This is a genomic window from Kitasatospora sp. NPDC001119, assembly GCF_053598475.1.
Genome location: NZ_JBSFKI010000035.1, coordinates 79,772 through 105,262, shown reverse-complemented (window position 1 = coordinate 105,262; position 25,491 = coordinate 79,772). Strand labels below are relative to the sequence as shown.

Annotated in this window: 19 protein-coding genes; 16 read left to right on the top strand and 3 right to left on the bottom strand. The window is 72.9% G+C overall.

Going from position 1 to position 25,491, the window contains the following annotated elements; all coding sequences use genetic code 11:
* Positions 1-215: 215 nt before the first annotated feature.
* The 3 genes from ACWDD9_RS33960 to ACWDD9_RS33950 form a co-directional block, all read right to left on the bottom strand.
* Positions 216-1,355 (bottom strand): nucleotide disphospho-sugar-binding domain-containing protein, encoded by a 1,140-nt coding sequence (locus ACWDD9_RS33960; protein WP_449813733.1) that lies wholly within the window; start codon positions 1,353-1,355, stop codon positions 216-218.
* Between the two features lie 61 nt (positions 1,356-1,416).
* Positions 1,417-2,772 carry an ATP-grasp domain-containing protein gene (locus tag ACWDD9_RS33955; protein ID WP_449813732.1) on the bottom strand — a complete coding sequence of 452 codons (1,356 nt, stop codon included), beginning with the start codon at positions 2,770-2,772 and terminating at the stop codon, positions 1,417-1,419.
* Positions 2,773-2,878: 106 nt separating this feature from the next.
* On the bottom strand, positions 2,879-4,918 hold the full coding sequence (locus tag ACWDD9_RS33950; protein WP_449813731.1) for a PEP/pyruvate-binding domain-containing protein: 2,040 nt from the start codon (positions 4,916-4,918) through the stop codon (positions 2,879-2,881).
* A gap of 588 nt (positions 4,919-5,506) precedes the next feature.
* Here ACWDD9_RS33950 and ACWDD9_RS33945 point away from each other — a divergent pair.
* The 16 genes from ACWDD9_RS33945 (at position 5,507) to ACWDD9_RS33870 (ending at position 25,455) form a co-directional block, all read left to right on the top strand.
* The gene (locus ACWDD9_RS33945; protein WP_387823794.1) at positions 5,507-7,246 is read left to right on the top strand and encodes a peptidoglycan-binding protein; all 1,740 of its coding nucleotides are present in this window, start codon (positions 5,507-5,509) and stop codon (positions 7,244-7,246) included.
* 109 nt (positions 7,247-7,355) lie between these two features.
* A complete protein-coding gene (locus ACWDD9_RS33940; protein WP_449813730.1) occupies positions 7,356-7,745 on the top strand; it encodes a hypothetical protein in 390 nt (129 codons plus the stop codon).
* A gap of 192 nt (positions 7,746-7,937) precedes the next feature.
* Entirely contained in the window at positions 7,938-9,785 is a 1,848-nt protein-coding gene (locus tag ACWDD9_RS33935) for a phage tail sheath family protein (protein WP_449813729.1), read from the top strand.
* Between the two features lie 7 nt (positions 9,786-9,792).
* Positions 9,793-10,317 carry a phage tail protein gene (locus tag ACWDD9_RS33930; protein ID WP_049649365.1) on the top strand — a complete coding sequence of 175 codons (525 nt, stop codon included), beginning with the start codon at positions 9,793-9,795 and terminating at the stop codon, positions 10,315-10,317.
* 14 nt (positions 10,318-10,331) lie between these two features.
* On the top strand, positions 10,332-11,063 hold the full coding sequence (locus ACWDD9_RS33925; protein ID WP_449813728.1) for a T4 family baseplate hub assembly chaperone: 732 nt from the start codon (positions 10,332-10,334) through the stop codon (positions 11,061-11,063).
* Positions 11,056-11,742, top strand: a complete 687-nt coding sequence (locus ACWDD9_RS33920; RefSeq protein ID WP_449813727.1) for a hypothetical protein — start codon at positions 11,056-11,058, stop codon at positions 11,740-11,742. Before ACWDD9_RS33925 ends, ACWDD9_RS33920 begins: the two co-directional genes overlap by 8 nt.
* A gap of 76 nt (positions 11,743-11,818) precedes the next feature.
* Positions 11,819-13,087: a DUF4255 domain-containing protein gene (locus ACWDD9_RS33915; RefSeq protein ID WP_449813726.1), complete on the top strand. Its 1,269-nt coding sequence runs from the start codon at positions 11,819-11,821 to the stop codon at positions 13,085-13,087.
* A gap of 35 nt (positions 13,088-13,122) precedes the next feature.
* Positions 13,123-15,132, top strand: a complete 2,010-nt coding sequence (locus ACWDD9_RS33910) for an ATP-binding protein (protein ID WP_449813725.1) — start codon at positions 13,123-13,125, stop codon at positions 15,130-15,132.
* Positions 15,123-15,476: a hypothetical protein gene (locus ACWDD9_RS33905; RefSeq protein ID WP_449813724.1), complete on the top strand. Its 354-nt coding sequence runs from the start codon at positions 15,123-15,125 to the stop codon at positions 15,474-15,476. Before ACWDD9_RS33910 ends, ACWDD9_RS33905 begins: the two co-directional genes overlap by 10 nt.
* A complete protein-coding gene (locus tag ACWDD9_RS33900; RefSeq protein WP_449813723.1) occupies positions 15,473-21,703 on the top strand; it encodes an eCIS core domain-containing protein in 6,231 nt (2,076 codons plus the stop codon). The genes ACWDD9_RS33905 and ACWDD9_RS33900 overlap by 4 nt, the downstream gene beginning before the upstream one ends.
* Before the next feature lie 61 nt (positions 21,704-21,764).
* Entirely contained in the window at positions 21,765-22,325 is a 561-nt protein-coding gene (locus tag ACWDD9_RS33895) for a hypothetical protein (protein ID WP_074006026.1), read from the top strand.
* Positions 22,322-22,969, top strand: a complete 648-nt coding sequence (locus tag ACWDD9_RS33890) for a CIS tube protein (protein WP_449813722.1) — start codon at positions 22,322-22,324, stop codon at positions 22,967-22,969. The genes ACWDD9_RS33895 and ACWDD9_RS33890 overlap by 4 nt, the downstream gene beginning before the upstream one ends.
* Complete coding sequence (locus ACWDD9_RS33885) at positions 22,966-23,328, top strand: hypothetical protein (RefSeq protein ID WP_220450028.1); 363 nt, start codon at positions 22,966-22,968, stop codon at positions 23,326-23,328. Before ACWDD9_RS33890 ends, ACWDD9_RS33885 begins: the two co-directional genes overlap by 4 nt.
* A gap of 55 nt (positions 23,329-23,383) precedes the next feature.
* Entirely contained in the window at positions 23,384-24,478 is a 1,095-nt protein-coding gene (locus tag ACWDD9_RS33880; protein ID WP_049657830.1) for a hypothetical protein, read from the top strand.
* 119 nt (positions 24,479-24,597) lie between these two features.
* On the top strand, positions 24,598-25,107 hold the full coding sequence (locus ACWDD9_RS33875) for a phage baseplate assembly protein V (protein WP_049657827.1): 510 nt from the start codon (positions 24,598-24,600) through the stop codon (positions 25,105-25,107).
* Positions 25,108-25,122: 15 nt separating this feature from the next.
* Positions 25,123-25,455, top strand: coding sequence for a hypothetical protein (locus tag ACWDD9_RS33870; protein WP_449813721.1), 333 nt, complete (start codon positions 25,123-25,125; stop codon positions 25,453-25,455).
* The last annotated feature ends 36 nt before the right edge of the window (positions 25,456-25,491 follow it).

Genomic DNA, 25,491 nt, shown 5'->3' with positions numbered 1-25,491 from the left:
GTCAAACGCCGCCCCTTCTTGTGCCGGTCTTCCCGGATCTCGAAGTCCATCGCACCCCTTGAACTGGGGTGTTGCAACGACTGCTAGAACCCAAGGCGTGCCGGGGGGCTCTCATTGTGGCGTCTCGGTGCTGACCGAGTGGGCCCCTGTCGCACGGCGGCCAACTGGTGTGGGGATCTCGGGGCAGGCCCTCGAGAGTTGCCGAGTGGGGTGGCTCAGGGGGTGGGGTGGGTGAGGGTGGTGAGGTACTCCGCCACGGTGGTCGGGCTGGGCATCGCCGCGATTTCGGTGCTGACCTCGCGGGCGGCGCGGGTCAGGGTGTCGTCGGTGAGGAGGCGGTGGAGCAGGGCCGGGGTGATCTCCTCGGCGGTCGCGCTGAGGCCGGCTCCGCGCTGGTGGACGGCGGCCGCGGTGATGAAGCGGTCGGAGCCGTCGGGCAGGACCAGCTGGGGGATGCCCGCGTCGAGTGCGCCGAGGGCCGTGCTGCTGCCGCCGTGGTGGATGGCGGCGGCGCAGGTGGACAGCAGGGCCTGCCAGGGGACCCAGCCGTACGGGCGGACGTTGTCCGGCAGGCTGCCGAGCGTACCGAGGTCGAGGTCGCCGGTGGCGAGGACGAACTCGGCGTCGATGTCGGCGGCTGCCGCGATGACCCGCTCGATCCTGGTGAGGCCGTCGGTCTTGGGTGGGACGGTGCCCAGCGTCACCGCGATGCGCGGGCGGTCGGCGGGTACGGCCAGCTGGGCGGGGAGTTCGCCTTCGCCGTTGTAGGCGACGGGCCGCATCGAGGAGCCGTACCGCTCGTCGCCGGCCATGCTGGGCGGCGCGAGGTCGATGGTGTCCGCCGGGTCGGGCAGCCGGTCGATTCCGTGCCGGGCGAAGGTGTCCGCCATTTCGGCGAGCATCAGCGCGCGCAGCTTCGGGGTGCGGGCGAATCCGAGGTCGTGCTGGACGGCGGGCACGCCGAGGCGGGTCGCCGCGAGCAGGGCCACCGGGAACTGGTACTCGTACACCACCAGGTCCGGCCGCCACTGCGCGGCGAGTTCGACCGTCTCGTCGGCGACCCGGCTGTTGACGTGGGCGGCCAGCGGGACGAAGGCCTCGCGGTCGGCCGAGTTGCTCTCGACCACCCGCCGCATCAGGTCGGGTCGCCGGGTGCGGCCGGCCTCCCTGATCTCCTTGCGCCAGTCGACCCCGGGCGCGATGGGCAGGTACGGCAGCCCGGACGCGGCGACCCCTTCGCCGCCGTCCATCGAGGCGACCGCGACCTCGTGGCCGAGCTCGCGCATCGCCCTGGCCAGTGGGACCAGCGGGAACAGGTGGCCCAGGCCGGGTGCGCCGGCGAACAGTACACGCATGATGGAACCTCGGGGAGAAAGAGAAAGAGGGAGAGGGAGGGGATGGGAGGAGGAAGGGGGGTCAGGAGGCGGCCCGGTGCAGGGCGGCTTCCATGCCGTTCAGCACGGCGTTGCAGTCGCGCTGCAGGGTGGCGGCGTCGACGGCGCTGAGCAGGTAGACCCCGAGCCAGTTGCGCGAGCCGGCGGACGGGTCGAAGGCGGGGACGGGTCGGCCGGCGGGCATCGCGAAGGCGGGGACGGCTTCGATGGTGCTGCCCGGGGAGAGCAGGCTCTGCCAGTCGACGGCCTGCGGGTTCCAGATCGGGGTGCTCTGCCAGGGCACGCCCGACGCGTCGGCCGGGACGACGGCCAGTGACGCGGCGGCCCGGATGCCGGTGGTGGGCATGGCCTCGGGGTAGTCGACGCGCTCGCCGAGCAGTTGGCGGACCAGCATGCCGATCGGGTCGAGTCCGAAGACCTCGTGGACCTGCCTGGTGGTGAGCAGGCCGCCGAACCTGGCCGCGGTCTCGATGACGACCAGCTCGCCGTCCTTCATCAGCTTCAGCTCGGTGTGGGTGCCGCAGTTCTCCAGCCCGAGCGCGTCGACGGCCTGTCGGGAGACCTCCTCGATCCGGCGCTGGACCGGCACCGTCATGACGGAGGGCGAGGTGCTGGCGACCTCGACGAAGGACGGTACGGTCGGCAGCTTGGCGGTGATGGCCAGGGGGCGGTAGACGCCGTCCGCGACGATCCCCTCCACGCTGACGTAGTCGCCGTAGCCGGGCTCCTCGTACCAGCCCTCGGTGGAGCCCTGGGCGATCTCCTCGACGAGGCGGTCGTGGTCGGTGTCGGCGGCGTAGAGCTCGTTCATGCCGACCCGGCTGCCGGCCTGGAGTCCGCGCTCGATCTCGGCCCACGCCGGGGCGGCGTCCTCGGGCTTGTCCAGCACGATCTGGGCGACCGACCCGGCGCCCCAGGCCGGCTTGAGCAGCAGCGGGGGCGTGAACTCGGCCAGCGCGGTGTCCAGGTCGGCGAGGCTGTCGACCCGGCGGAACGCGGGTATCGGGACCCCGGCGGCGGCCCAGGCCTCGCGCATCAGCCGCTTGTCCCTGGCGCGGACGATCCCCTCGCCGGGGCCGGCCAGGTTGAGGCGGATCGCGGCCTGGGCGACGGCCAGGACCGCGAACTCCGAGAGGGTCAGCACCGCGTCGGCCCCGATGGCCTTCGCGTACTCGACGATCAGCTCGACCAGGTCGTCCCCGCGCGGCGCCTCGGGCACCAGCTCGATGCTGGTGCAGCTGGGCCGCCACACGTCCTCCCCGGACGCGGGCAGCGGTGCCAGTGCGAGGACGTGCAGCTCCCCGCAGGCGGCGATGCGCGGGAAGGCGTACTCCAGCGGGGCGCCGCCCTTGACGTAGACGTACAGAATCCGGTTCAACGTACTTGCTCCTGAGGGACGTTCACTCGTTTACGGGCGCGCTGGTACGGACGGGCGCGCTCGTGCGCGGGCCCGTGCGGTGTTCCGGCGATATCAGCCGACGGTGTCAGCCGGCGGTGCGGAAGGGGCGCAGCTGCAGCAGGCTGATCTGGTCGCCCTCGATCGCCCACTCGATGTCGACCGGGGTTGCGTACGTCTCGTCGGGCGAGAAGTGCGACTGCAGCAGCCTGCTGATCAGGGCCAGTCGGCGTACGAGGTCCTTGGTCCCGGCGTCCAGGTCGGTGGCGGCGGTGCCGAGCGAGACGGTGCGGCTGCCGCCTTCCATGGTGTTGCACAGGTACTGGAGCGGGGCGCCCCGGCCGGAGACCACGTCGGTCACGGAGCGCGGCGAGATGTTGAGGTAGACGTTGCGGAAGTCCTGCGGGCTCAGCGGGTTGCAGGTGACCAGGACGCCGCCGACGGTGGCTCCGACCTGTTCCTGGACGATCACGGCCATCCGGCAGTGGTCCAGGGGGATGCCCGCCTGACGGCGCAGCAGGACCGCGCGGGGTGAGAACAGCGAGGCCCAGACCTCGCGGACCGCGTCGAGGACGGCGTCCGTGCCGCTGGCGTCGGCCACCGATTCGTAGAGTCCGGCGGCGGAGAAGCCGGCCAGGTCCTCGGCGTTGGAGGAGCTGCGGACGACCTGGACGCGGGCGCCGTACAGGTGCCGGTCGATCGCCCGGTCGATCTCGGTGCGGATCGGGTCGGGCAGCGGGGTGTCGCGGATCAGCCGCTGGGCTTCGAGGCAGAGGGCCTCGATCCGCGTCCCCTCGTGGAGCGAAGTCCCGTCCCGGAGGGCGGAGTCCAGCCGGTCGACGGCGGTGCGGAGTGCCGCCGAGGAGTCGAGGAAGCGCTGCTGGAGGGAGAACGGCAGCACGATGCCGCGCGGCACGTGGGCGTACTCCTTCACCAGGAGCTGCGCGGCGGCGTCCAGTTCGGCCGTGTCCGCGTCCTCCGGGAGGCCGAGCTGCCGGGCCAGGTAGCGGAGCAGGTTGTCCCGGGGCGGCCGGGGCACGCTGTAGAAGCCGAGCCAGCGCGGTGAGCCGTGCTGGAGCAGGTGGGTGAGTTCGCCGAGGTTGGCGGCCTTGGTGCCGAACCGGACGTGGTCCCCTTCGCGCAGTGCGGACAGCGGGGTGACCGGCGTGGGCGTGAGGTCGGGCAGGTCCACGGTGACGCGGTCGGCCGGCGGGGTCGGCGGGGCTTCCTCGCGGTCGCCGGGCCGGGCGGCTTCGAGGAGGAGCTCTCCGCCGTCGGCTTCGACGCGGTAGTGCACCCAACATCGGTCGCGCAGCCCGGCGCGGTCGATGCGCTCGGCGGCTTCGACGCCGACGGCGTTGGGGATGCGCCATCCGGCGGCCATCACGTTGATGTGGGAGAGCGGTGTGGTGTGCTCGGTGTGGATGATTCCGGAGACCCGGGGGATGTCCTCGGGCACCCGGGGCATCACCACGATGTCGTGCCACTCCAGCGGCTCGGGGTCGGCCCGGTACTCGTCCTCCGAGCCGAACACGCGCAGCCGTCCGTGGGCGGTCCCGGCGTTCAGCGGTACGTAGGAGGCCGCGGAGTAGAGCTCGTGGGACAGGACGCGCGGTATCTCGGTCTCCGGTATGCGGGCGAGGTAGCCCTCCTGCTCGTGGCCGGCCGGCTTGAGGACCAGCGGCAGCGACGGGTCGATGTGCTCGCGCACCCGGTGGTAGAAGAACCGGAGCATGTCCTGGGACATGGTGTCGACGTCGACGGTTTCCAGGGACAGGAAGGTGTCGGCCTCGTGGCCGTTTTCCGCGGCGCGGCGGGTGTGGCGGGCGAGGGTGCCGAGATAGAAGCGACGGTCGGGATTCCGGTACACGTCGTCATTGAACGAATCGAGTCCGCGCGCCAGTTCGTCGATCGACATGCCGAGGATCTCGCACGCGATGTAGCGGACGTGGAGGGTGCCGTCGGCGCTGTCGATGAAGTGGAGCACCGACTCGTCGCGGTCGAGTACGACTTTCACATAGGGATAGCCCCCGACCTGGCCGGCGAGCTCGGAGAACTCCTCCAGAGTGAGCTTTTCGCCGGCGAGGCGGGGCCGCGTGGTCGCGTCGTTGCGATCCGAACGGGTCATGCGCACAGTTCAGCCATTCTTCGTCGTGTACACGATCAGTACACCTGGTGCAGAAGGGTCGGTACGACGGCGCCCACATTGCCATTCGATTTCAATGTTTGACGAATGGTCATGTCACATCAGGCCATCATGGAACGATCCGGCCACGGGAATCCGATAGGGGAATCCGCTCCGCCGCATCAAGCTGTGGTAAAGGTCACAACAAGGGGTGACCGGTGCTTGGTGAGCGATCGAGCATTTCCGGAATCATTGATTCCTGTACGACCTCAGGAGGGCGCGCGCACTCCTCGCGCACCCTCCCCGCGCACCCCGATCGGAGCCGGCCGACGGATCCGGCGGCCCCGGCGGCCTCGGCGGCACACCGGGGCAGGACAGGGCGTACGACCCTCCAGTGCCAGTGGCATATTGCCCGGAACGGCCCACTCCCGGATGCGGCGAATGTGCGTAGATCCCTTGTATTTCAAGGGAGTTGACGCATATCGGGGGGTACGGTGAGGTGGGCATGACGCTCCGGTCGGCGTCGCGTCCCGGGCTCGGGCCCGGGCGGGTCGGCCGTAGCTGCCATCGGCGCGAAGGGGGAGCTTCCTGATGGCATACGCGAAGGGTTATGACGTCTCCGACTTCCAGTCGGGCATTCCGGGGGACGCGGAGTTCGTCTTCATCAAGGCCACCGAGGGCGGCCGCACCGGCCAGTCGGGGTACACCGACAAGCTGGCGGACGCCCGGGGGCGGGGACTGGTGGTCGGGCACTACCACTTCCTGCACGCGGAGAACCCGGTCGACGGCGAGATCGAGCACTTCTGCCGGGTCGTCGGGCAGGTGCCCGCGGGCGAACTGCTGGTGCTGGACTTCGAGCCGTACGGGCAGTCCGTCGCCGACGGCGACGCGACCGCGGCGAAGAACCAGTGGCTGGCGGCGGTCAAACAGCGCTACCCGGACCACCTGGTCGGCCTCTACACCAACCGGGACTACTGGTTCCGGACGGACGACAACGCGGGCGACTTCCTGTGGATCGCGGACTACGTGTCCCCGGGTTCGCCGCGCGTCCAGGCCTCCTGGCGCTTCCACCAGTACAGCGACGACCCGCTCGACGCGGACGTCTTCAACGGCTCGCTGGACGAGTTGAGGGCGTGGGCCGGCAGCGGCCAGGCCCCGGCCCCCGACACGCCCGCGCCGACGCCGACACCGAATCCCACGCCCTCGGTGCCCGACTGGCCGGGGCTGCAGCTGGTGAGCCGCGACCAGTGGGGCGCGCGGGCATGGCGCGAGCCCAACGGTTCGATCCCGTACGCCGGGGCGCGCGCGGGGGTGAAGGTGCACTACCTGGGCACCCGGTACGCCTTCGACACCCACGACACCTGCCCGGCCTACGTGCGGCGCCTCCAGGCCTCGCACATGAACGACGACGGCTGGTCGGACATCGGCTACAGCTTCGTGGTCTGCGAGCACGGCTTCGTGTACGAGGGCCGCGGCCTGAACCGGCGCAACAGCGCCAACGGCGACGTCCCGCTCAACGAGGCCCACTACGCGGTGTGCGGGCTGGTCGGCTCCTCCGGGTCGACGGAGCCGACCCCGGAGCAGCTCAACGGGCTGCGGGACGCGATCGAGTACTGCGAGCAGCAGGGCCCGGCGGGCCCGGAGATCAAGGGGCACCAGGACGGCTACTCGACCGACTGCCCCGGCCCGGCGCTGTACGCCTGGGTGCGGTCCGGTGCGCCGCGCCCGTCCGGGACGGTGGTCACCCCGCCGTCCCAGCCCGCGCCGCAGCCCGACCCGACGCCGGCCCGCTACCAGAGCAGCGTCGGCGGCCTGTCGTACGGCTACGGCGCGCACGGTCCGCAGGTCACCATCGTCGGCGAGGCGCTGGTGGCGGCGAACTTCGGCTCGCACTACACCCAGGGCCCCGGCCCGGACTGGACCGACGCCGACACCCTCAACTACGCCGACTACCAGCGCAGTCTGGGGTACTCGGGCGGGGACGCGGACGGCGTGCCCGGCGAGGCCTCGCTGCGCCGGCTGCTGGGCGGGGCGGTCCCGCTGGCCGAGGTGTCGAAGTCCCGGGTGGTCGCGGCCGCCCGCCAGGACCCGGACGCGGCCCAGGGCGCCACCACGTACCCGGACGACGTGTACACGGTGGAGCAGGCGCTCCGCGCCGAGGGGCTGCTCGACGGGCAGTGGGTCGACGGCTCGTTCGGCACCAGCACCATCGACGCCTACGCCGCCCTGCAGCGCCGGTACGGGTACAGCGGGCAGCAGGCGGACGGCATCCCCGGCATCGACTCGCTGACGCGGCTCGGCCAGGCGCACGGCTTCACGGTCACCGGCTGATCGACGGCCACCGGCTGATCCACAGTCACTGGCTGATCCACGGCCACCGGCCGATCCGCGGTCGTCAGCTGTTCCGCAGTCACCGGCCGACGTCGTCCGAGGAGGATCGATGTACCAAATCGCCCTGTCCCTGTGGCGCACCTGTGTGCCCTACATCGTGGCGTTCCTGGCGGTGCAGGCGGCGCGGCTCGGCCTCCACCTGGACAACGCCTCCGTCACCTCCGCCCTGGTCACCGGCTTCGGTACGGCCTACTACGCGGTGTTCCGCTTCCTGGAGCACCGGTTCGGCGCGACCTGGGGCTGGTTCCTGGGGGCCGCCAGGCCGCCGTCCTACCAGCAGCCGGCGGCCACCACGCCGGCGGCCGCCAAGCCGGTAGCGGCCACGCCGACCACGCCGACCACGGCGGCCACCACACCAGCCGCACCGACGGCGACCGAGTCGCCCACGCCGCCACCGGCCACCCGCCCCGACTACCGGAACCTGCCCGAAGGCGGCTGACCGGCCGGACGGGAGACCGACCCGGGGTTGCGGAATTCCCTGCTCCGCAACCCCATGAAATAGGCGCAGTAATACAATTAAGTTTCTCAGTTCAGGTCTTGACGAATAGTCACCCGATTATGAAACTGAGCCTGCCACCACTGCATCGGGCACCATCGGTCCCTTGATGCACGAAGTGAACGGAGGGGGAATTTGCCGACGATACCGACCTACCCCGGCGTCTACATCGAAGAACTTCCCAGCAGCGTCCGTACCATCACCGCGGTGAGCACCTCGGTGACCGCCTTCGTCGGGGCCACCCGGCGCGGCCCGCTCGACCAGCCGGTCACCCTCACCAGCTTCGCGGACTTCGAACGCCGTTTCGGCGGGCTCGCGGCGCAGAGCCCGGTCAGCTACGCCGTCCAGCAGTTCTTCCTGAACGGGGGCTCGGTCGCGGTCGTCGTCCGGGTCGCGGCGGCCGGCACCGGCGCCGCCGCGGCCGCCACGCTCACCTCGACGCAGACCTCCACCGCGACCCCGGTCCTGGACGTCACGGCCGTCGAGCCGGGGCTCTGGGGCGGGACGCTGCGGGTCGCCGTGGACTACCGGACGCCCACGCCCGGCGACACGTTCAACCTCCAGGTGTTCGACACCTCGGGCGCGGTCCGGGAGTCCTTCGCGGACCTGTCGGTCCAGGACGGCAGCCCGCGGTTCGCCGAGACGGTGGTGAACAGCGGCTCGGCGGTGGTCCGGGTGAAGGTCCGGGCGGCGAGCCGGCCGGACCCGGTGGGCACCGTGTCCAAGCCGTTCGCGGCCGCCCTGCCCGACCTCACCCACGAGGTCCAGGTCAAGATCGGCGACGTCACGCGGACGGTCAGGATCTACGACCCGGCCGTGGACGGCGCCGCGCCGACCACCGTCACCGAGCTCGCCCTGCTGCTCGAACGCAAGCTCCGCGCGCTGCCCGACGCCCCGGGCAGGCGGGTCTTCGCGGGCACCCGGGTGACGGCGTTCGGCCGGCAGCTCCAGGCCGTCGCCGGCTCCACCGACCCGGCCGACGTGGTCCGCTTCCTCGGCGAGGCGGCCAACAACCTCGGTCTGGAGGGCTCGGTCAGCCCGCCGGTCTTCGCGCTCGCCGGCGGCCAGGACGGCGGGGCCCCCGGGCTGACCGACCTGATCGGCAGCGAGGCGGGCAAGACCGGCATCCAGGCGCTGCGCGACGTGCAGGACGTCAACCTGCTGGTGCTGCCCGAACTGGCCGGCTACGCCGACGTGGACGACGCCGTCACGGTGGTCTCGGCCGCCCAGGCGCTCTGCGTGGAGAAGCGGATGTTCCTGATCGTCGACTCGCCGCAGGCGTGGACGACGCTGGACGCCGCCCGGGCCGGCCTGTCCGCCTTCGACTCGGTGCGCGGCGACCACGCGGCGCTGTACTTCCCGCACCTGGAGCTGGTCGACCCGCTCACCGGACGGCTGCGCGCCTTCCCGCCGTCCGGCACCGTCGCCGGGGTGATCGCGCGCACCGACGGCCAGCGGGGCGTGTGGAAGGCCCCGGCGGGGACGGAGGCCGGCCTGCCCGGGGTGCGCGCCCTGACCGTCCCGATGACGGACCGGGAGAACGGCCTGCTGAACCCGCTCGCGGTGAACTGCCTGCGGACGTTCCCCGTGGTGGGCCCCGTGGTGTGGGGGGCCAGGACCCTGGCCGGCGCCGACGTACTCGGCTCGCAGTGGAAGTACGTGCCGGTGCGGCGCCTCGCGCTGATGCTGGAGGAGAGCCTCTACCGCGGCACGAAGTGGGTCGTGTTCGAGCCCAACGACGAGCGGCTGTGGGCGCAGATCCGGCTGAACGTGGGCACGTTCCTGCACTCGCTGTTCCAGCAGGGCGCGTTCCAGGGCACGTCCGCGCGCTCGGCCTACTTCGTCAAGTGCGACCGGGACACCACCACCCAGGACGACGTCAACCGCGGCGTGGTGAACGTCGTGGTCGGGTTCGCGCCGCTCAAGCCCGCGGAATTCGTGATCGTCAAAATCGAGCAACTCGCCGGACAGTTCGAGGTTTAGGATCTCCATGGTCGAGTTCACCGTCAATCCGCACCGGTTCGATCCGTACAAGAACTTCAAGTTCCTGGTCGTCTGGGACGGACGGGTCGTCGCCGGAATCAGCAAGATCAGCCCGCTCAAGCGCACCACCGAGGTGGTGAAGCACCGCAGCGGGGGCGATCCGAGCGCGCCGCGCAAGTCACCGGGCCGCACCGACTTCGAGGCGGTCACCCTGGAGCGCGGGGTCACCCACGACCCGGAGTTCGACCGCTGGGCCAACAAGGTCTGGATGGTCGGCGCGGGCCGCGGGGCGGAGGTCTCGCTCCGGGACTTCCGCAAGGACCTGGTGATCCAGGTGCTCAACGAGGCCGGCCAGGTGGCGGTCGCCCACAAGCTGTACCGGGCCTGGCCGAGCGAGTACCAGGTGCTGGGCGAACTGGACGCCAACGCCAACGCGGTGGCCATCCAGAGCCTCAAGCTGGAGGTCGAGGGCTGGGAACGGGACGAGGAGACGCCCGAGCCGGAAGAGCCCTCGTTCCAGCAGCCGGCCTGAGGGGCCTGAGCGCGATGGAACTCGCGGGGGAGGCGGCCCTGTTGGCCACCTGGGAGGCCGGGGTGGCGGCCGGCCGCAGCGGGCGGGCCCTGCTGCTGCACGCCGTCGCCCGGCCCGCCGCCGGGCCGGAGGAGCTGCTGGCCGTACCGGTCGGCGAGCGGGACGCCGAACTGTTCGGCCTGCGCGGCGAGTTGTTCGGTGAACAGCTCACCGTGCGGGTGGGCTGCCCGGGGTGCGCCGAGGAGATGGAGTTCGACTTCGACGCCGGACAGGTGGTCGGTGCCGGTCGACCGGCCGCCGGGCCGCTGCGGGTGGAGTCGGACGGCTGGCGGGTCGGCTTCCGGCTGCCCACCACCGGCGACCTGGCAGCCGCCGAACGGGCCCCCGCGGGCGAGGCCAGGACCGTCCTGCTGGAGCGGTGCGTCCTGAGCGCCGAGCACGACGGGGAGCCGGTGCCCGCCCGGCGGCTCCCCGAGCCGGTCCAGCGGCAGGTGGCCGAGGCCGCCGCCGCGGCCGACCCCTGCGCGGACGTCCGGCTGAACCTCGGCTGCCCCGACTGCGGCCGGCGGGCCCTCGCCGAACTGGACATCGCCTCCTACCTCTGGGAGGAGCTGGACGCCTGGGCCCGCGCGACCCTGCTCGACGTCCACCTGCTGGCCACCGCCTACGGCTGGAGCGAGCCGGAGGTCCTGGCGCTCAGCCCGCTGCGGCGCCGCTACTACCTGGAGCTGTGCGCAGATGCCTGACTACTTCGACCGCCTGGTCGCGAAGGGCGGCCCCGGCGGGGACACCGTCCGCGTCCGGCCGCGCCTGCCGGGGCCGTTCGAACGGATCGAGACGCTCGGGGCGGCGCCGCCGCCCGTCGAGGAGGCCGCCGCGTCGGGCCGGGAGGCCGGACAGCCCGGGCCCGCGCCACTCCCCCGGCCGTCGGCGGCACCGCGTCCGCGGCCGTCCGAGGGGCCGCTCCGGCCGGCGCTCCGCGAGGCGCCGCCGACTCCTCCGGCCGCGCTCCCGCTGCCGCGCACGCCGCTGCTGGTCGCGCCCCCGCTCGCGCCCGCTCGCGTCGCGCCGGCCGCACCCGCCGGGCCCGGGACGGAGGGTACGGCCGCCCGCCCGGTGGCCGTACCGGCGGTCACCGCACCCGTCCGGCCGCCGGCCCCGGAACAGGCGGCGACCCCGCCACCGGCCACGGGACGGCTCGGCGTCGCGCCGGCCGCCCGGCGCCCGGCCGCCGCGGTCGCGCGGGCCGCCGCTCAGGCGGCGCGTGGCCGGCAGCGGCCGGCCGAGCGGGTGGTCCGGGTCCAGATCGGGCGGGTGGAGGTCAGGGCCGCGGAGCGCACCCCGGCCGGCCCGCGCCGGGCGGCGGCCGCCCGCCCCTCCCCCGCGCTCGACCTGGGCGCGTACCTCGACCGGGAGCGGCCATGACCAGGCGAGTGGGCCTGCGGGCCGTCACACGTCGCGCACGGGCAGATGCCACCGCCGAGCGAAACGGCGCGGGCGCATGAGCAACCACCTCGCGATCGCCACCGTGACCGAGGCGCTGCGGCTGCTCGTCTCCCGCGCGCTCTCGCCCGACATCCCGTTCGCGGTCGAGGTCGGCACCCGCAAGCCGCCGACCGAGCCGCCGGCCGACCCGACCATCACCGTGTTCCTCTACCAGGTCACGCCCAATGCCTCGCTGCGCAACCACGACGCGCCCACCCGCGCGACCGACGGCACCGTGCTGACCCGGCCGGCCGCCGCCCTCGACCTGCACTACCTGATCAGCTGCTACGGCGAGGAGTCCCAGCTGGTGGGCCAGCGGCTGCTCGGCTGCGTGGTCCGGACGCTGACCGAACAGCCCGCACTGTCGCGGCAGTTGATCGAGGAGGCGGCCGCCCAGCCGTACCTCGTGGGGACGGACCTGGCCGCCTCGCCGCAGCGGGTGCGCTTCACCCCCACCACGATGGACGTCGACGAGATGTCCAAGCTGTGGAGCACGCTGCTCCAGACCCCCTACGCGCTGTCCGTGACCTACCAGGCCACCGCCGTGTTCGTGGAGGGCAAGGTCGATCCGGTGGCGGGCAAGCCGGTGCTGCGCCGCACCGTCCGGGCCGTGCCGTCCCGCGGGCCGGTCGTCGAGCGGGTGCTGTCCCGCCCGGCCGGGTCCACCGGCGCGCCCGAGGAGGGGCCGGTGACCAGGGACCGGGAGCTGGTGGTGGTCGGCTCCGGTCTGCGCGCGGAGCTGGTCGTGGCCCGGCTGGGCGGGCGCCGGGTGCCGGTCGCCCCGGGCGGTGTGCGGGACGACCGGCTGGTGGTCGCCGTCCCGGCGGACCTGCCGCCCGGCGTGTACCAGCTGCAGGTGCTGCACGGCCTGGCGCTGGACGGCCGGCCCGCCGCGGAGCACCTCGCCGTGGAGTCCAACGCGCAGACCTTCGCCCGGCAGCCGCGGATCGCCGCGCCGATCGGTACGGCGGACCGTACCGACGGACCGGCCGGGGTCTCGGCCCAGGTGGACGTCCGGCTGGACCTCCCGCTCCGGGACGACCAGCAGGTCCTGCTGCTGCTGGACGAGTTGAGCCCGCCGACCGGGCGCGCCGGGGCGAGCTACCAGTTCCGCGCACCTGTGCCGTCGCAGCCGCGCAGCGACCCGTACGCGGTCCGGGTGCCGGTCACCGGCGTCCGGCCGACGGTGTACCTGGCGCGGGTCCAAGTGGACGGCGTGCCGAGCGAGTTGACGGTGTCCGGGGACGGGGCCTTCACCGGCCCCGTGGTGGACCTGACGCACTGACCACAGGACGCACCGACCAAGGGACGGGGGGAGAGATGGCAACGCGCCGCAGGCAGGACCGCGACGGCCTGGCGGACGAGTCGCACCGGCAGTCGCTGTCGGCCGCGGTCGCCGCCGTGCTCGCACGGGTCGACGCGCACGCGGCCGGCCGTACCGCCGAGCCGGCCCCGCCGTCGACCCCTGGCGCGGGCCGTACCGCCGAGCCGCCCGCCCCCGGCACCCGCCGCACCGGTCGGCGGCAGCCCGCCACCGCCCTGGACGCGCTCGCCGCCTCCTTCGGGCTCACCCCCTTCGAGCGGGACGTCCTCGTACTGGCCGCCGCGCCCGAGATCGACCCCACCGCCGCCGCCCGGTGCGCCGCGTCGGGCGGCGACCCCGGGCGCGGGTACCCGACCTTCTCGCTCGCCCTCGCCGCCCTGGACCGGCCGCACTGGAGCGCGCTCACCCCGGTGGGCCCGCTGCGCCGCTTCCGGCTGGTCGAACTGGACGACGAGACGGCGCTCACCGCCTCCCGGCTGCGGATCGACGAGCGGGTGCTGCACTTCCTGGTCGGCGTGCCCTACCTGGACGTACGGCTGCACGGCCTGCTCACCCGGGTCGGGCCGCCCGGCGAACTGCCCGAACCCCACGAGCGGTGCGCGGCCGAGCTGGCCCAGGGGTGGTCCGCGGCCGGGCTGACCGGCCCGCCGCACGCCGAGCTGAGCGGCGCCGACCGCCGCACCCGCTGGGAGATCGCCTCGGCGGCCGCCCACCGCTCCGGGCTCGGCCTCTACGTCGCGCACCGCGAGGACCTGCCCACCGAGCCCGCCGAACGCGAGCAGCTCGCCCGGCTGTGGCAGCGGGAGGCGATCCTGATCCCGGCCGCGCTGCTGGTCGAGGACGGGGAGCCGATCCGGGAGCAGCCGCGGTCCCCGAACGGCGCGGAGGCCTTCCTCGCCAGCCTGGCGGTGCCGCTGGTGGTGTCCGCCGACGAGCCCCGGCCGGCCGGGGCCTCCGACCGCGCCCGGCTGACCGTGCCCACGCTCGGCCCCGAGGAACAGCTGGGGATCTGGACCGAGGCGCTGGACGGCGCGCCGGGCATCGCCGAGGCCGAACTCCGTGCGCTGGCCGCGCAGTTCTCCCTGCCCGGCCATGTGATCCGGTCGGCCGCCGCAACGGCCCGGCGGGAGGCCGAGAAGGACCAGGACGTCGGCGAACTGGCCTGGCACGCCGGGCTGGTGGAGGCCCGGATGTCCCTGGACGAGCTGGGCCGGCGGGTCGAGCCGCGCGCCGACTGGGAGGACCTGGTCCTGGAGGAGCGCCAGCGCGCGACGCTGCGCGAGATCGTCGCCCACGTCCGCCGGCGCGGCACGGTCTACCAGGAGTGGGGCTTCGAGTCGGTGCTGCGGCGCGGCCTGGGGGTGACCGCGCTGTTCGCCGGCGGATCGGGCACCGGAAAGACGCTGGCGGCCGAGGTCGTCGCCGGGCGGCTCGGGGTGGACCTGTTCGTCATCGACCTCTCCCAGGTCGTCAGCAAGTACATCGGCGAGACCGAGAAGAACCTCCGGCGGGTCTTCGACGCGGCCGAACGCGGCGGCGCGCTGCTGCTGTTCGACGAGGCCGACGCGCTGTTCGGCAAACGCAGCGAGATCAAGGACAGCCACGACCGCTACGCCAACCTGGAGGTCAGCTACCTGCTGATGCGCATGGAGGCCTACCGGGGCCTGGCCGTGCTCACCACCAACATGAAGAAGGCGCTGGACCCGGCGTTCATGCGGCGGATCAGGTTCGTGGTCGACTTCCCGTTCCCTGGGGTGCCGGAACGCGCCGAGATCTGGCGGCGGGTCATCCCCCCGCGGACCCCCAGCGAGGGCCTCGACCCCGAGCGGCTCGCCCAACTCACCGTGGCCGGCGGCTCGATCCGCAACATCGCGCTGTCCGCGGCCTTCCTGGCCGCCGACGAGGGCTGCCCGGTGCAGATGCGGCACATGCTGGCCGCCGCGCGCACCGAGTACCTGAAGCTGGAGCGCTCGCTGTCACCCTCGGAGGTCGGCGGATGGGTGTGAACGCGCGGGACGGAGGCGGGCCGGGCACCCCCGAACACCCGGGTGCCGGACGGATCGAGGTCGAGATCGGCGAGCTGGTCCTCGACGGCTTCGACCGGATCGACCACGAGCGGCTGACGACGGCGTTCCGCGGCGAGCTGGCCCGCCTGGTCGAGACGCGCGGCGTGCCGCTCGCGGCGGGCGGCGACCGCGCGCTGGACCTGCTCTCCGGGCTGCCGCCGCTGCCGGCGGGCGCCTCACCGCAGCGGCTCGGCGAGGCGCTCGCCCGCGCCGTGCACGCCGGGCTGTCGGGTACTGGTCAGCGCTCGGGTACCGGGCAGCACGTGGAACGGGGGCGGACGTGACACAACTCAAGGCCCCCGCACGGGACTCCGCGCAGGACGCCAAGCAGGGCGGCCAGGCCCGGCGCAAGACCCGGGCCCCGAAGGCCCGCACCCCCGAACCGAAGGAGATCGTCTCCGGCGCGGGCCAACCGCTCGACCCGGGCGTGCGCCGGGAGTTGGAGGCGCGGCTCGGCCACGACCTCAGCCGGGTCCGGGTGCACACCGACCGGGACTCCGCCGCGCTGACCGAGCTGATCGGCGCGGACGCCGTCGCCGTCGGCCCCGACCTCTTCTTCGGCGAGGGCAAGTACCGGCCGGCCGCCGAGGACGGCCTCCGGCTGCTCACCCACGAGCTGCTGCACACCATCCAGGCCCCGAACCCGCTCGGCGCGCTGCGGGCCGGCCGCGACCTGGGCGCGGTGAGCCTGCCGCAGGACGCCGTCGAACGCGAGGCGGAGCAGGGCGCGAGCGAGGGCCGGCCGACGACGGCGACGCCCAGCGCCACACCGGGCTGGCTCCGCTACGCGACCGTCGACGCCGACCGCTTCCGCACCGAACGGCTCGACCCGGCCACCCTGGTCGACCGGCTGGCGTCCGGCATCCTGCGCTCGCTGCGCGGCGACCCGACCGACTCCTCCGGCCGGGTGCGCCTCCAACTCGCCAGATTCGCGCCCGAGTTGCAGTCCTCCGTCCTGGACCGGCTGGCGGTCCTGCTGCCCTCCTCCGACTACACCCGGGTGCTGGAACTGGTCGAGGCCGCCGAGCACCGCCCGGCCGACGTGGACGCCGCCCAGACCCCCGAGCCGGTGACCGATGCCGCCGACCGGACCACCGACGACCGCGACCGGACCGACCAGGCGGACCGCGAGGAGCGGGACCGGAAGCAACAACTCGACGACGAGGCACGACAGTCGGACGACCCGAAGGCTCGCCGCAAGCACCGGAAGCACCGCAAGGGCCAGGGCGACCAGGAAGGCAAGGACGACAAGGACGGCGGCGAGGAACGCCCGGAGCAGCAGGACGGACAGCAGGCACCACCCGCGGAGGGCGAGGCCGCTCAGACCGAACCAGCCGCACAGCCCGCCGCGCAGCCGGAGGCCGGTCAGGCTCAACTCCCCACGGAGGCGCAGCCGTCGGCAGTCGAGGAGGCGCCCGCGGCAGGCCCGGAACAGGCGCCCGTACCGGCCGAGGAGGGCGTCGCCCAGCCGGTCGCCGCCTCCGTACCCGGCTCGCCCGAGGCCGAGCAGCAGGGCGTCGGCACCCGCCCCTCGGCCGGTACGAAGCCGCAGGAGCCCGCCGCCGGGCTTCTGCCGCAGCCCGCGCCGGTCAAGCCCGAGCGCCTGGACGCGATCGCGCGGGCCGAGGACAGCCCGCTGGCCCGACACGGCCTGCTGGAGGGCGACCACCGACAGGGCGAAACCCCGGACGAGGAACGGCCGTTGGGAATGGAGCCCGGCGCCGACTCCGAGGTCCACGACGCGCCCGCCGCGGGCGAGGACCGGCAGTCGTCGGCCGTCCCCGGGCCCGAGCTCAAGCCCGGGGACTTCCTGCCCTCCGCCGACCTCGACGTGTCGGCCGTCCCCACAGCCGATCAGCTCACCCTGTCGGCGGACGGCACGCCCCCCGCGCAGGCCGAGGCGCCCGCGTTCCCCGAGCCGCCCGCGACCAAGGCCGAGCAGGTGCAGGACGAGCGGGACAGCCGCCCGGAGGACGACGAGGAGGCGGCCCCGGCTCCGCCCGAGCAGACGCAGCCCGGGGCGGCACCCCAGGCCGCCCCCGAGCCGACCCCCGCCACCGAGGCCGAGGACCGGAGCGCCCGCGACCTCCAGCCGGAGCAGCCGGTCGAGCAGGAGATCGGCCCCGAACCCACCGCGAACCCGGCCGCGGCCCCTGCCGAGCCCGCGCAGCCGGAGGCGCCGCAGCCCGAAGCCCCCGCCGAGGCGGCGCGCGAGGCCGAACCCGCACCCGAGGCGGCCCCCGAAGCGGCTGCCTCGCCCGAGCCGAGCGGCCCGGACCGTACCGCCCCCGCGGCGCCGGGGCCGGTCGGCGGCAGCGGGCCGGTCGGCGGGGACGGCGCCGTCCCCGACAGCGCTCCCGGGGCAGCGCCCGGTGCCACCCCCGACACCGCCCTGGACGCCGCCCCCGGCCCGGCCGCCGAGCAGGCCGACGCGCCCGGCGGACTCACCGCCCAGGCCGCCCCCGACGCCTCGCTGGAGGCGGGCGGCGGCGCCTGCGCGGGCCCCCAGCAGCCCACCACCGAGGCGGAGCAGGACGGCACCGGCGGCGCCGGCGGCGGCTGTGCGGCCGGGGGCGGAGGCGCGGCCGCCGCCGGGGGCGCCCAGGGCGGGCAGGAGCAGCAGCAGAAACCGGCCGCGCCCGACGTCTCCGGCCAGGACCCGCAGAGCGCGCTGGCCACCGCCGCGAGCCTGCCGCCCGATCAGATGGCCACCACTCTGGACGGCGTGAACGGCTCGGTGGACCGTACGGTCGGCGAGCAGCACGCCCGGCTGCAGGCCGCCCCGCCGACCACCCAGCGCCCGTCCGGCGCACCGCAGACCCAGTCCGGCGCACCCGAGGCCGCGCCGCCCGCCGAAGCCGTGACGGAGCGGCTGGAACGGGTCGGCCCGGAGGGCGCGGACGGCGGGCAGCAGACGGCCGACCAGAAGAAGGTCGAGGGCCGGAACCCCGGCGACCGGGTCGCCCCGCCCAATGTCGCCGACGACGCGGGCAACCAGGTCTCGGCGCAGGAGGTGCAGCAGGCCCAGGTCGCCGTCGACGGTGTCCCCTCGACCGACCCGGCGCTGAACACCACCGTCGGCGCCGCCCCCAAGGTCGAACTGACCGGGGAGAGCGACCCGGCACGCACCGACCGGCAGGCCGCGAAGCTCAAGGAGAGCTCCGGCAGGATCCTCGGCGTCGGCCGGGAGGACACCGCCAAGCCGATGGGCGAGGACCGGATCTACCCGGACGTCCCGAAGGAGACCCTCACCGCCTCCGTCCCTGGTGGCGGCGGCAAGCGCGGGGGTGCCGGGGCAGGCGGCGCCGTCGACACCAAGCCGGGCATCGGCATCGTCACCCAGCAGGAACGCGGCCCGCAGATCCAGGCCGCGGTCGGCGAGGGCCAGGGCCGGCTGGGCTCCGAACAGGCCAAGCAGAAGCAGGGCGAGGCCGACGCCCGGCGGCAGAACCAGGCCGAGGTCGACCAGGCGGTCGCCGACAACGCCCAGGCCCAGGCCGGGGAACGGGGCGACGCCGCCGAGAAGGTCAAGGCCGAACGCGAGCAGTGGCGCACCGAGCAGGACGGGAAGATCACCACCGCGGACCAGGACGCCGGTGCCGAACACACCGACAAGACCGGCCAGATCGACAAGAAGCGCGCCGGGGCCGACAAGGACGTCCAGGACCGTCAGCAGCAGGACAACCAGAAGATCCAGGACAAGCGGAAGGAGGCCGAGGAGAAGGCCCAGAAGGAGAAGGACCGCAAGAAGGAGGAGTCCGAAGGCTGGTGGGGCTGGGTCAAGTCCAAGGTCAAGGCGGCCTTCGACGCACTGGTCGAGGCCGTCACCAAGGTCTTCGACTTCTTCCGCGGCCTGATCAACGACATCATCGACGGCTTCCGGAAGTTCGCGAACTGGGCGATCGACCAGGCCCGGAAGTTCGCCGTCGAGCTGATCGACAAGCTCGCGGACGCGCTCATCAAGATCTGCGACGTCCTGCTGGCGGCCTTCCCCGAACTGCGGGACAAGTTCCGCAAGAAGATCGAGGACTGGCGCGACAAGGCCATCGCCAAGGTCAACGAGTGGGCGGACCGGCTCAAGAACGCCGTCAACAAGCTCCTCGACGCACTCGCCGCCGGGCTGAACGCACTGCTGGACGCGCTGGAGGCAGGACTCAAGGCCGCCATCGAGGCCGTCCGCAAGGCCGTCATGGACGCGATCGACTTCGTCCAGAAGGCGATCGCCGTCTTCGGCGAGTTCGCGGCCCTGATCGGCGACATCGCCCCCGACCCGGGCGGCTGGCTGAAGAAGCTCGGCACCGCCGCGGTCGACGGCATCCAGCACTACCTGTGGGGCGCGATCAAGAGCGCGGTACGGACCTGGTTCAACGAGAAGGTCGAGTCGGTCGTCGGGCTGACGTCCACGATCGTCAACGTCCTGGTCAAGGGCTGCATCTCGATGGCCCAGATCGGACGGATGGCCTGGCAGGCGATCGTCGCGGCACTGCCCGGGATGATCGTGTCGATCGTCGTCGAGAAGCTGGTCTCGATGATCGTGCCGGCGGCCGGTGCGATCATGACGATCATCCAGGGGCTGATGGCGGCCTGGAACACCATCAGCAAGATCATCGCGGCGATCGGGAAGTTCGTCGCCTTCCTCAAGGCCGTCAAATCCGGATCGGCCGCCTGCCTGTTCGCCGACGCCGTCGCGGCGGGCGTGGTCGCGCTGCTCGACTTCATCTCCAACTTCCTGCTCAGCAAGCTCAAAGGGGCCGGCAAGGCGGTCGGCACCAAGCTCAAGGGGATCGCCCAGCGGATCCTCAAGGGCCTGGCCAGGGCGGGTCGCGGTGCCCGCAAGGCGGCGGGCCGGGCCGTCAACAAGGCCCGCGCGAGCCTGCGCCGGGCCACCCAGTCCCTGCGGCGCCGGCCCGGCCCCGGCCGTCCCGCCCGGCCCGCCCGCCCTGCCCGCACCGGACCCGCCCGGCACACCGTGCAGCACGCGGAGCGCCCCGCCCAACACCGCCCGGCCGCCACCCGCCCCAAGCCCGCCACCCCGCGCCGCCCCACCTCCCCCGTCGGCCGCGCCCTCAACTCCTCCCGCCAGACCGTCAAGGCCGCCCTCAACCGGGTACGGACGGCCGCCCGCACCCTCGGCCGCAAGGTCCTCAACAGCAAGCTGGGCCACGCCCTCACCAACGGCGCCCACAGGATCCGCGACGCCTACCGCAAGCAACGCGACCGCCTCCGCACCTGGCACCAGAAGCGCCAGCAGCAACGCGCCCAACGCCGCGCCCACGAGAACTCGCCCGAGGCGAAGCAGCAGCGCCTGGACCTGATCGTGGCCCGCATCCGACCCAAGATCGGGCGACTGCTCGGCAAGGGAATCCGTGCGGGAGTGCTCCGCGTACTCCTGTCCGGGCTGCGCCGCTGGTACCGGCTGACGTCGCTGGACGTGGCCGGCGGGGAGTCAGCGGCAGTCGTCATGGCACGGCTGAACCCCGAGAAGGAGGCAAGCGAAAAAGCCGCCTTGGAGCTGAAGCTGCGGCTTCAGCAGGAGCTCCACCAACACGCCCTGGCAGCTTCCAAGCAGCTTGCCGTGCAGCCGACCCAGCCACCGCCGGTCGGCGGGTCCCCCAGCACCTCGGTCAGCACCTTCCGGGTGGACCCGGCCGCATCGCTCACCTCCCAGACACTCGCCGTCGACAGCGCACTCGCGAGCGCCCGTAAGGTCAAGGGCGGTGCGGTCGACCTCAAGCACGGCGACACCGGTGTGGTCACACGGTGGAACAAGGGATACCGCCACGATCCCGGCGGCCGACTGGTACTGGGCTCGGGCCGGGGCCGGTACCAGGACGAGCGTCGCCGGGCGCAGGAGCTCGCGGATCCCCTCGAATTCCTCGCCGCTCTCGAAGAGCTCCAGTCGGGTCACACGCAGGCCGCGTCAGGGCGGAAAGCGCCCCTGGAAGCGGTCATCGGGCTCTCCTACCTGCGCACCCTGGTCGAGAGCCAGCGCGACCCCATCATGCGGATGATGGGCCCGGCCGAGACCCGCTGGGCCAACCAGGCCACCACGGAAGCGGAGGCACGGAGGCGGCTGGACGAGATCCTGTCCCGGGGAAACATGACGCTGAACCGTTCGGTCGGCGTGGCGAAGCGGGTCCAGCAGGCCGCGGACCTCGTCGCTCCCGTCAACGGGGATCCGGCCAGGGGTGTGGACGACCCGGACGTTCAGAAGCTGCTCAAGGCCCATACGCCGAGCGTCTACACGGCGGTCCACCGGCAGGAGACCAAGTGGGCGGAGAAGGTCGGGGTCAGGAAGCCCGGGAAAGCCGAGTCGGATCTGGGTGTGGAGACGCCTGCCGGGCGCCTCGACCGGGTGACTCTGTGGACGGACCGCCTGCTGACGGACAACGTGTATATCTCCCCGTCCGGTCTCGAAGCCTACCTTCAACGGTTGAAGGACCTCGTGGACGAGATCCTCGAGCTGGACAAGGGCCTGACACAACGCGTGCCAAGGTTGTGGACGCCGTGACAGCAGATCGAAAGGACGGTGTCGAAGAATGAGCTGGGGACCGCACAGGGGACGACGTCTGGTGCTGCCCGAGGGCATCGGAGAGGCTGAGGTGACGGACTTCGTCGAGGGTTCACAGGCGACGAAGGTCAAGGAGGTCAACGCGACTCTCCACTTCGGCTTGACCCGGGAAGTGGCCTGGGAGCTGGGTCCGTTCCACATCCACTACGCGGAGGAGCATCCGTACGGGGTGCGATTCGTCATGGTCACCGGTGAGGACCGGAGTGATGTCGACGGTGCGACGGACCTGCTGGCGCGGTTCCTCCAGCCGGTCTCCGCCGACGACCTCCTGCGCGCCGTGGACGAGGCCGACTCGATCGAGGATCGCCGTGCCTCCCTGGTACGGGCCGGGGTCGGAGCCCCGCTCACCTTGGACGAGCCGTTCTTCCGGCGTATCACGGACGCGATGTGCGATCGCACCGGCGAGATCCGCGAGGGCGGCCTGTGGGCAGCCGTTTACGCGTTCTGGCCCGAACTCCTGCCGCTCATCGCCGAGATGGGCACATCTGATCCCGAGGAGTCGCTGCGCGACCAGGCGGCTTCCGTAGCCGATCTCATGCGGCGGGAGGGAGGTGGTCAATGACCGGGTACACGGACGCGCCGAAGCCGATCAGGGCCGGGCTGGTCGTCGTCGATCCGCTGCGCGGCACTCCGCAGCGGGTCGTGGTGCTGCAGTTCAATCCGGACAGTCTGGAGCGCTCGTTGGCGCCGCAGGTGGCAGGAGCGGACGGGAGCGGGGACCGGACGGAGGCGTTGCGGTTGAAGGGGCCGGCTGTCGAGACCTGGAAGTTCACGGCGGAGTTGGACGCGACCGACCAGCTGGACCTTCCGGCGCCGAACGGGATTCATCCGCAGTTGGCGACGCTCGAACTGCTGGTGCAGCCGACCAGTGCCCAGGTGCGGGCGAACCAGGCGTTGGCCTCGCTCGGGACCTTGGAGGTCACGCCGATCGAGGCGCCGCTGACCCTCTTCACCTGGGGTGGGAAGCGGATCCTGCCGGTGCGGCTGACCGAACTGACCATCACGGAGGAGGCGTTCGACATCGACCTGAACCCGATCAGGGCCGCTGTCGCGATCGGGCTGCGCGTCCTGACCGTCAGTGATCTGCCGACCGGGCACCGCGGGGCGGAGCTGTATCTCGCGCACCTGGCGCAGAAGGAGCGGCTGGGCGGTGCCGCGGCCGACGGCCGGTTGGGCGCGCTCGGGGTGGGAGGGGGGTTCCAGTGACCGTCGACCCGCTGAACGCGCTGCCGGCGCCTTCGCCGTACCCGCTGACCAGCCGGTACCACGGTGTCCCGGTCGCGCTGCACACGGAGCCGGACGGGCGTCAAGTCCCCTATCTCAGACGACGGTTGCTGCCGAGTGCGGAGGGGCTGACCCCGCTCGCCGAGCACACCGTCAGCGCAGGCGACCGTCCCGATCTGCTCGCCTACCGCTACCTCGGCAGCGCCGACCAGTGGTGGCGGATCGCCGACGCCAACCCAGTGCTCGATCCACGGGAGTTGACCGCGACGCCGGGGCGGCGGATCACGATCGCGCTGCCCGGCGCGGTGCCGGGAGCGGGGCCGGGGGTGGGGAGTGGTTGACGCCTCGGCGGTGACGGGGGGTGGGGCGATCGGGTCGATCCACCTGAGCCTGTTGATGGGGCCGCAGATTCCGGTGCCGGTGCCGCAGCCGGTGACCGACGCGCTGCTGTCGGCGCAGGTGACGGTGGCGTCGGGGCAGCGCAGCGGGTTCCAGTTGGCCTTCGACCTGTCGAAGAACGGGCTGATCAACACCGCGCTGCTGCCGGGCGGCTTCTTCGACCCGAAGATCAGGGTCGTGCTGATGGCGGTGGTCACGGGGACGCCGGCCGTGCTGATGGACGGGGTGATCATCCGCCAGGAGGTCGGGATCAGCAACCAGCCCGGCCAGTCCACGCTCACCGTCACCGGTGAGGACCTGACGGTGCTGATGGACCTGGAGGAGCAGGCCGGTGTGCCCTTTCCCGCGATGTCCCCGGCGGCCCGGGTCGCCGCGATCATCGGCAAGTACGGGCAGTACGGCATGGTGCCGCTGGTCGTCCCGGAGCTGGTGCCGCAGACGCCGATGCCGACCCGGCGGATCGACTTCCAGAAGGGCACCGACCTCGGCTACGTCAACGAGCTGGCGAAGGCGAACGGTTACGTGTTCTACCTGGACCCCGGGCCGGTCCCGGGGATGAGCCGCGCCTACTGGGGGCCGGAGGTCCGGCTGGGCGTCCCGCAGCACGCGCTGAACGTGAACATGGACGCGCTGTCCAATGTCGACCAGCTCACCTTCGCCTTCGACGGCACCGCCCGCGAGGAGCCGGAGGCGCGCATCCAGCTGCCGGCGACCAAGGTGTCGACGATCCTGCCGGTGCCGGAGGTCAGCATCCTGCGGCCGCCGCTCGCGCTCAGGCCGGCGCCGGCGCTGAAGAAGAAGGTCATCGCCGACACCGCCAAGAAGGACACCTCGCAGGCCGTCGCCGAGACGATCGCCAAGGCGATGCAGTCGGCGGACGCCGTTTCCGGCTCGGGCCAGCTCGACGTCGTCCGGTACGGGCACGTGCTGCGGCCGCGCGAACTGGTCGGCGTCCGAGGGGCCGGGATCACCTACGACGGCCTGTACTTCGTCAAGAGCGTCACCCACAACCTCAAGCGCGGCTCGTACACCCAGAACTTCACGCTGGCCCGCGAGGGCCTGATCGCCCTCCAGCCGACCGTCGTCCCGTAACACCGAAGTCCCGCACCACCGAACCACCGAACCGCCAAAGCACCGCAGCACCGCAGCACTGCAGCACCGCAGAGCGTCGAAGTCCCGCAAGGCCGCCCCGACCAGCAGGAGTTGCCAGCATGGCCGAACCGACCCGCTACCTCGGCAAGTACCGGGGAACGGTGGTGACCAACACCGACCCGCTCGGGATCGGCCGCATCCAGGCCCAGGTGCCCGACGTCCTGGGCGACGCCGTGTCGACCTGGGCGATGCCGTGCTTCCCGGTGGCCGGCCCGGGCATGGGGCACTACGCCGTGCCGCCGGTCGGGGCGGGCGTGTGGCTGGAGTTCGAGCAGGGCGACCAGAGTTACCCGATCTGGACGGGCTGCTGGTACGGCTCCGCCTCGGAGGTACCGGTGGAGGCGACGACGGGGCCGCCGGGCGTGCCGAACATGGTGCTGGAGACCTCGGGGCGGCGGGTGATCGTGCTGTCCGACGACCCGACCACGGGGATCACGCTGCGCATCCCGAGCGGGGCCTCGATCGTGATCAACGACTCGGGCATCCGGATCAGCAACGGCCAGGGCGCCTCGATCGCGCTGGTCGGCGCCACCGTGACCATCAACCAGGACGCCCTGAGCGTGACCTGACGGGGGGAGATTGTCTTGTCCGGAAAACTGCTGCACGTCAATGCGACGGTGATCTGCCCGCACGGCGCCCAGGCGACGGCGGTGCCCGCCCAGGGCCGGGTGCTGGTCGCCGGGCAGGCCGTCACCAGCACGGCCGACCTGTACACCGTGACCGGCTGCCCGTTCACCGTGGCGGGGAAGCCGCAGCCCTGCGTCACGATCCGCTGGGTGCTGCCGTCCGCCCGGATCCGGGTGAACGGCTCGCCCGCGCTGCCGCAGTCCGCCACCGGGCTGTGCCAGAGCGCCGAGCAGATCCCGCAGGGGTCGCCGGTCGTCACCGTCGTCCAACAGCGGGCGGAGGGGGTATGAGCGCCACGCGATCCACCCAACAGCCCGTCAGCGGCG

Coding starts and splice junctions, on each gene's coding strand:
- ACWDD9_RS33960 (WP_449813733.1), bottom strand. CDS start 1,355: ATGCGTGTACTGTTCGCCGGCGCACCCGGCCTGGGCCACCTGTTCCCG.
- ACWDD9_RS33950 (WP_449813731.1), bottom strand. CDS start 4,918: ATGACCCGTTCGGATCGCAACGACGCGACCACGCGGCCCCGCCTCGCC.
- ACWDD9_RS33945 (WP_387823794.1), top strand. CDS start 5,507: ATGGCATACGCGAAGGGTTATGACGTCTCCGACTTCCAGTCGGGCATT.
- ACWDD9_RS33940 (WP_449813730.1), top strand. CDS start 7,356: ATGTACCAAATCGCCCTGTCCCTGTGGCGCACCTGTGTGCCCTACATC.
- ACWDD9_RS33930 (WP_049649365.1), top strand. CDS start 9,793: ATGGTCGAGTTCACCGTCAATCCGCACCGGTTCGATCCGTACAAGAAC.
- ACWDD9_RS33925 (WP_449813728.1), top strand. CDS start 10,332: ATGGAACTCGCGGGGGAGGCGGCCCTGTTGGCCACCTGGGAGGCCGGG.
- ACWDD9_RS33920 (WP_449813727.1), top strand. CDS start 11,056: ATGCCTGACTACTTCGACCGCCTGGTCGCGAAGGGCGGCCCCGGCGGG.
- ACWDD9_RS33915 (WP_449813726.1), top strand. CDS start 11,819: ATGAGCAACCACCTCGCGATCGCCACCGTGACCGAGGCGCTGCGGCTG.
- ACWDD9_RS33910 (WP_449813725.1), top strand. CDS start 13,123: ATGGCAACGCGCCGCAGGCAGGACCGCGACGGCCTGGCGGACGAGTCG.
- ACWDD9_RS33905 (WP_449813724.1), top strand. CDS start 15,123: ATGGGTGTGAACGCGCGGGACGGAGGCGGGCCGGGCACCCCCGAACAC.
- ACWDD9_RS33890 (WP_449813722.1), top strand. CDS start 22,322: ATGACCGGGTACACGGACGCGCCGAAGCCGATCAGGGCCGGGCTGGTC.
- ACWDD9_RS33880 (WP_049657830.1), top strand. CDS start 23,384: ATGGGGCCGCAGATTCCGGTGCCGGTGCCGCAGCCGGTGACCGACGCG.
- ACWDD9_RS33875 (WP_049657827.1), top strand. CDS start 24,598: ATGGCCGAACCGACCCGCTACCTCGGCAAGTACCGGGGAACGGTGGTG.